Consider the following 7,015-nt stretch of genomic DNA (forward strand, 5'->3'; position numbering starts at 1 on the left):
CCTACCGATGGGGTAGCTGAAGGGGAGAATACCAATACTCCTACCGATGGGGTGGCTGAGGGCGACAACAACAATACTCCTACCGATGGGGTAGCTGAAGGGGAAAATACCAATACTCCTACCAATGGGGTGGCTGAGGGCGACAACAACAATACTCCTTCAGAAGAAAGTATGGTAGTCGAAGAAGATACTTCGACAGATGAAGTTATTGCAGAAGAAAATGTAGAAACTCCAGACGAAGAGACAAATATTAGCGATCGCGAAACCGAAACACCTAATAACAACATCGCCGATAATAATGATGCTGCGGAGCGTACTGCTGTTAATGAAGACATCATGGAAGCGATCGCCAACGATAGTAATACTCCCAATCCTGAAGTAACTAATAATGAAGGGGATGTTGGTTTGACCTTGGGAGAAAACACCACAGGAGATCCCAATATTGTTATCGAAGATAATGTTGTTAGTGGTTTTGAAGAACAAGCTCCAGAAATTAATAATGAAGTCCAACCAGAATCAGTATTAGAAACAGCAGAGACAGTAGATTCTCAACCTAATATTGAAGTATCTGATAATCTTGGAGAAACTGAAGTTATCACAACCGAAGATACTATTAACACTCCCACTGTTGATGATGTTATTACTAGTTTTGAAGAACAAACTCCAGAAATTAATAATGAAGTTCAACCAGAATCAGTATTAGAAACAGAAAACACCCCAAACTTAGATAGTGATATTGGATCTCAACCAGTTGTTGACAATTCTGTCGAACAAAATCTAGAAACAGGGGAGACAGCAGATTCTCAACCTAATATCGAAGCATCTGATAATCTTGGAGAAACTGAAGTTATCACAACCGAAGATACTATTAACACTCCCACCGTTGATGATGTTGAAACCCAAACTGTAACTAACAATGATGCGGTTGGAAATAATGAAGCAAACTCAGAAACCGCCACCGTTGATGATGTTGAAACCCAAACTGTAACTAGCAATGATGCGGTTAGAAATAATGAAGCAAGCTCAGAAACCGCCACCGTTGATGATGTTGAAACCCAAACTGTAACTGCGGCTAATGATGAGACAACAGACAATAGTGAAGTTAATCAAGAAACGGCAGCTACTAAAAATTCGACTGAAGCTACAGAAGAACTGACTGAAGAAATTGAAGACAAAACTGTAGCAACCACAGAAGAAGCTGAGGAAGAAGTAGGAGTTAAGGAAGAAACAGTAGAAGAAGCTGAGGAAATTGCCGAAGAGACAGAGGAAACTGAAGAGTTAGCCGAAGAAACAGAAGACACTGATGAAGAAGTTTCTGATTCTAATGAAAACTCTCAAGATTTGGGACAAGAAGTAGATCGCATTGCTTACGAAGTACAAGTGCAAGAAGCAACTACTGACATGGCAATTCAAATGCAAGAAGAATTGCAACTCACTCAATTGATGGATACTTCTGGAATTCAATTATATGGTCAAGTGCCTTCTGTGAAAGAAATTTCCAACAGATTGGCAGAACTCGGACAACAAACGGGGAAAAATCCCGCATTTATTAATATATCCCTACAATCAGATCGCTTGGAAGCGTTTGTCGTCTTACCTAATGATACAAAATCAGCAGATCGAGAAAATTCTTTAGTTGCATCGACGGATCTCAATAAGGTAGATTCTCCCAAAACGCCCGCAGCCTTAACCCTAAGAGAAACAGTTAAAGATACTTCCCGCAAGGAATTAATTGCCACTGCAACCCAATTCCGTGAAGAGGTAAGCGATTCTAGTAAGTTAAATCAAAACAGTTATCTAAAATCGTCTCAAGAACTTTATCAAGTTCTGATCGAACCCATTGAAGCAGAATTAGCAGCCAATAATATTGATATTCTGGTCTTTTCGATGGATTCTGGCTTGCGCCTCCTACCCTTAGCTGCATTACACGATGGGGAACAGTTTCTGATTGAAAAATATGCAGTAGCGATTGTACCTAGTTTTGGTTTGACAGATACTCGTTATGTCAGTTTAGATAAAAGCTCGATTTTGGCAATGGGTGCGTCAGAGTTTGTCGAACAGGCTTCTCTACCTACTATGCCAATTGAGTTAGAAACCATTGTCAGCAAACCCCGTCAGGGAGAAGTATTTATCAACGAACAGTTTACTGTTGATAATTTTAAAGCCCAAAATAAAAGGGAAACTCCTTTTCCGATCGTTCATTTAGGAACTCATGCAGAATTTAAAGCAGGTAGTTTAGATGATTCCTATATTCAATTTTATGATGACAAATTGAAAATCCCCCAATTACAAGATTTATCCCAGGAATTAGGCTGGAATAGCGATGCAACCCCCATCGAACTTTTAGTCTTAAGTGCTTGTGAAACTGCATTAGGAGATGAAGAAGCCGAGTTGGGTTTTGCTGGGTTGGCAGTACAGGCGGGAGTTAAATCAGCATTGGCAAGTCTTTGGTATGTCAGCGATGTGGGTACTTTGGCATTGATGGGAGAATTTTACGATCGCTTGGACGATACTTTGATTAAAGCCGAAGCTTTGCGTCAGACTCAATTAAAAATGCTTCAAGGCAATGTCAAAGTTGATAACAAGCAAGTTAGTTTATCTAACGGAGAAAATCTTAATTTACCTCCTGAATTTCCTAATGGAACTCTAACCCTAGATCATCCCTATTTTTGGTCGGCGTTTACCTTAATTGGTAATTGGAATTAAAATTGCAGATTGAATTTTGAAGAGTAAAGCGATCGCTTGTTTGATCGGGCGATCGCTTCTTGATTTAGTTGCTATATGGGAAGATTTTTGTTGAGAATTTTATTGGTAATTTTATATTACTTCATCATAACTGCATAATTGATTGACTAAAATCATATTACAATAATAGTTATTTCCCAACTCCATTTAAGTATTTAAAATCAAGACATTATTCGATAAAAATATAAATTTGATTATTTTTAGTTTTTAATAGATTTATCTAAAACCAATAAATAATAACTATTTAATTTTGGATTTTATTGTGAATAACAACAGCGCAAATTCAAAGGTTATTTATCTAAATGCCAATTTTAATAATTACTAACAATTAAAACCGTTAATTTTTAGTGATAATAAAAAACATCATCCAGGGAACAATAAAAATAAGAGACTGTTGGCAAAATAAATATTAGAAGAAAAAGCTATGAAGATAGTAAAGTGACGAAAGTATTGAAGTAGCGGCGATCGAGAAGTAATAATTCACCCCAATATCTAACTACCTCATTACCCAACTAGCCAAAATAAAATAACTTTATTTTTTTATTTATCAATAAACTCTAACATTACCCCTCACACTGCTCAGAAAGTAATATGTGGAAATATTTTACTCCCAAAGCATTTCTGTTAATTAGTATTGGTTCGATAGTAACAGTAATTGTTGGTTCAAAAATTATAACTACTCACAATAATTCTCATCGAGAAATATCTGCGAAGAAACCTTTTCTTAGTCCCATGTTAGCCACTGCATCGAGTAGTTCTTCCCAACATAGTCGCAATAGCTTTTTAATTGCTGCGGATTTAATCGATCGCCAACAAGGTAGGGCAGCTTTAGCCAAATTGCAGGGTTTAGAAAAAGAATATCCTTTACTCGCTCCTTATATATTGCTGTCTCAAGGTAAAGCTTATCAACTAGAAAATGACTCTTTAGCAGCAGAAAAAGTCTTACTAAAACTGATTAATAATTATGACGATTCTCCTGCTAGTGCCGAAGCATTATACATATTAGGAAAATCCAATCCTGCCTATTGGCAACAGGCGATCGTGCAATTTCCCGCTCATCCTCGCACCCACGACATAATTCGCCAAAAACTCCAACAAAACCCCAATCAACCCAATTTAATGGCAGTCTTGGTCAAATATACCCCAGAAGATCCAGGAGTCGATAAAATTAGAGATCGCTTGGTCAAAGAATATAGCAGCCAACTAACTCCAGAAACTTGGGAAGCGATCGGCGATAGTTATTGGACAAAATGGGACTACGGTAAAGCAGGAAAAGCCTATGCTAAAGCTAGACCTACATCTCGCAATCTCTATCGAGCGGGAAGAGGTTATCATATTTCCAATAGCAAAGCTACGGCAAAACAATTCTATCTAAAATTACTTCAAGAATATCCCGATTCTCACGATGTAGGCTGGGGATTACGTCGTCTGGCTACCATTGTCAGTAGAAAAGAAGCTCTCAGCTATCTAGATTTGGCAATCCAAAAATTCCCCAAACACGCTCCAGAAGCCTTATTACAAAAGGCAGACTTACTTGATCGCCTGAATAGTCCTAAATCTGCCACTCAAGCTCGCCAAAGAGTCTTAACTGAATACAAACATTCCGAATCTGCTGCCAAATATCGCTGGAATGTTGCCCAGAAAAAAGCTAAGACGGGGGATCTAGTTGGTGCTTGGCAATGGGCGCAACCAATTGTGACCAATAATCCCGATAGTCCATTAGCCCCAAAAGCTGGTTTCTGGATTGCTAAGTGGGCGACTAGACTCAATCGCCCAGAAGACGCTACTAAGGCTTATGAATCGGTATTAGTCCGCTTTCCTCGCTCCTATTATGCTTGGCGATCTGCCGTAGCTTTGGGGTGGGATGTGGGAGACTTTACCACTGTGCGTCACAAAAACCCTGAAGTAGTTAAAATAGATCGCATCAATCCTCCTGGTGGTTCGGAAACTTTCCAAGAACTATATCAATTAGGTTTAGAATCAGAAGCCTGGGCGCAATTTCAAACCGAAATTAGCAGTCGCCCTGAATTAACCGTTGCGGAAGAATTTACCCAAGGATTATTAAAACTCTATCAAGGAAAAAACCTGCGGGGTATTAATAAAATTTGGTATCTCCAAGATCGAGATTTACCCGAAGAAAAGCAAGAATGGCACCAACTACGTCAAACACCTGAATATTGGCAAGCTTTATATCCCTTTCCTTTTGAAGATACTATTTTTAAATGGTCGCAATATAGAGGACTAAATCCTTTATTAGTGACGGCTTTAATTCGTCAAGAATCCCGCTTTGAACCAGAAATCGAGTCTTCAGCAGGGGCTTTGGGTTTGATGCAGGTAATTCCCCCCACCCCCAAAAGTGCAGCCAAAAATATTGGCTTAAGTAACTATTCTTTGACTAAACCCGAAGATAATATCAATATTGGTACTTATTATCTCGACTATACTCACAAAAAATATAACAATAATTCCATGCTAGCAGTAGCTAGTTACAATGCAGGACCTAATGCAGTGGCTAAATGGGTATCTCGTTATGGTTTACAAGATGTAGATGAATTTGTTGAAAAAATTCCCTATCGAGAGACTAAAGGTTATGTCGAGTCGGTGTTTGAAAATTATTGGAACTATATGTTGGTTTATAATCCTGAGATTAGCCAAAAATTCCAAGATTTGAAATTAACCGCCCAAAATTAATTTCGATCTTGAAAAACGATCTCCAATTGGCTTAACTCCAGCTAATGAAATTAATTATTCAAATTCCTTGCTATAACGAAGAAGCAACTTTAGGTCTTACCCTATCTCAATTACCCCGTAAGTTACCAGGGATAGATCGAGTTGAATGGTTAATTATCAACGATGGCAGTCGCGATCGCACTTTAGAAGTAGCAAAATCCAATGGTGTCGATCGCATTGTCAATTTTCAGCACAATCAAGGGCTGGCAAAAGCCTTTATGGCAGGCTTAGAAGCATCTCTACAGGCAGGGGCAGATATTATTGTCAATACCGATGCCGACAATCAATATTGTGCTGATGACATACCTAAATTAATCGCCCCAATTTTGGCAGGGAGGGCAGAAATAGTCATTGGTGCTAGACCAATTCAAAAGATCGAACATTTTTCTCCTACCAAAAAATTATTACAAAGACTGGGGAGTTTGGTAGTGCGTCTGGCTAGTAACACCCACATTCCCGACGCACCCAGCGGTTTTCGAGCCATCAGTCGCGAAGCAGCTTTACAACTAAATGTGTTTAATGAATATACCTATACTCTCGAAACAATTATTCAAGCTGGACAAAGAGGCTTAATCGTAACTTCTGTTCCTATTCGTACCAACGATTATCTACGCCCTTCTCGTTTGGTTAAAAGCATTTCTGCCTACATAAGGCATTCGATTTTAACAATCCTGCGGATTTTTATGACCTATCGCCCCCTTCAGTTTTTTATGCTGTTGGGTACTATTCCTTTTAGCGTGGGATTTTTATTATGTTGCCGTTGGCTGATTTTATTTTGGGGTATTATTGGCGATAATCCTACTAAATCCCGCGTCCCTAGTCTTATTTTGGCTACTATCTTAATTTTAATTGGCGTACAGTTTTGGATCTTTGGTTTGGTGGCAGATTTAATGAGCGTCAACCGTCAGTTACTAGAAGATATTCAACTGCGTTTAAGGCGTAAGGAATTTGATAATGAAGAAAAAAATAATCTAAATTAATCTTGATTCCATCACTCTATCACTCCAATTACAGAGGCAAAAATTCCTCTGGATGAACCTGAAGATAGTCTAAATATGCCTCAAAAGTTTCAATATCATAAGTTTGCATCCGCTTTTTCACCCGTCGCATCAAACTCGAACGCTTATACCCCGTAAAATCAAAACCCCGCTCTTGACGCAGAAATTCTAGGAGTGATTCAAATACTTTATTTTCATCGTTGGTAGTCATGAGGATTAGGGATTGGAGATTTAGTTTATGGTTAACTATTTTGGGTCAACTTCTGTATATAACCTTGATTAATTCCAAAAAAATTGATGATTAGGGGGAATTTTTGGGAAATATAGTCATATTGTCTTACTTTACATTACTATACTCGTGCTGAAAGTATTTTCAAAATTCATGGATTAAAGGGGAAAGATACAGCAGTTTTCATCTAAGTCAGGTACAGAATAGATCGTTTTAAGGCGCAAAGGACATTCGTGTGTCCGCATGCAGGCAGGGGGTAGCCCTAAAGGACTAGTTGCGGCTAACTAAACGCCTTACTTTCGGTCGAGGCAGA

At 38.6% G+C, this 7,015-nt stretch carries 4 protein-coding genes; 3 read left to right on the plus strand and 1 reads right to left on the minus strand.

The window, feature by feature from the left end; all coding sequences use genetic code 11:
* From AC33VI_RS03440 to AC33VI_RS03450, 3 genes are all read left to right on the plus strand, one after another.
* A partial coding sequence (locus AC33VI_RS03440) for a CHAT domain-containing protein (protein WP_491780871.1) occupies positions 1-2,706 on the plus strand: 2,706 nt, incomplete at its 5' end.
* Between the two features lie 630 nt (positions 2,707-3,336).
* Positions 3,337-5,436 (plus strand): lytic transglycosylase domain-containing protein, encoded by a 2,100-nt coding sequence (locus tag AC33VI_RS03445; protein WP_491780872.1) that lies wholly within the window; start codon positions 3,337-3,339, stop codon positions 5,434-5,436.
* A 44-nt stretch (positions 5,437-5,480) separates the two neighbouring features.
* Positions 5,481-6,455, plus strand: coding sequence for a glycosyltransferase family 2 protein (locus AC33VI_RS03450; RefSeq protein WP_491780873.1), 975 nt, complete (start codon positions 5,481-5,483; stop codon positions 6,453-6,455).
* A gap of 28 nt (positions 6,456-6,483) precedes the next feature.
* On the opposite strand, the gene AC33VI_RS03455 is transcribed toward AC33VI_RS03450, so the two are convergent.
* Complete coding sequence (locus AC33VI_RS03455) at positions 6,484-6,684, minus strand: hypothetical protein (RefSeq protein WP_491780874.1); 201 nt, start codon at positions 6,682-6,684, stop codon at positions 6,484-6,486.
* Between the last annotated feature and the right edge of the window lie 331 nt (positions 6,685-7,015).

Source organism: Waterburya sp. (assembly GCF_058530065.1).

What these genes read in the sequence shown, in the direction of transcription:
- AC33VI_RS03450 (WP_491780873.1), top strand. Translation starts at nt 5,481, where the DNA reads ATGAAATTAATTATTCAAATTCCTTGCTATAACGAAGAAGCAACTTTA.
- AC33VI_RS03455 (WP_491780874.1), bottom strand. Translation starts at nt 6,684, where the DNA reads ATGACTACCAACGATGAAAATAAAGTATTTGAATCACTCCTAGAATTT.
- AC33VI_RS03445 (WP_491780872.1), top strand. Translation starts at nt 3,337, where the DNA reads ATGTGGAAATATTTTACTCCCAAAGCATTTCTGTTAATTAGTATTGGT.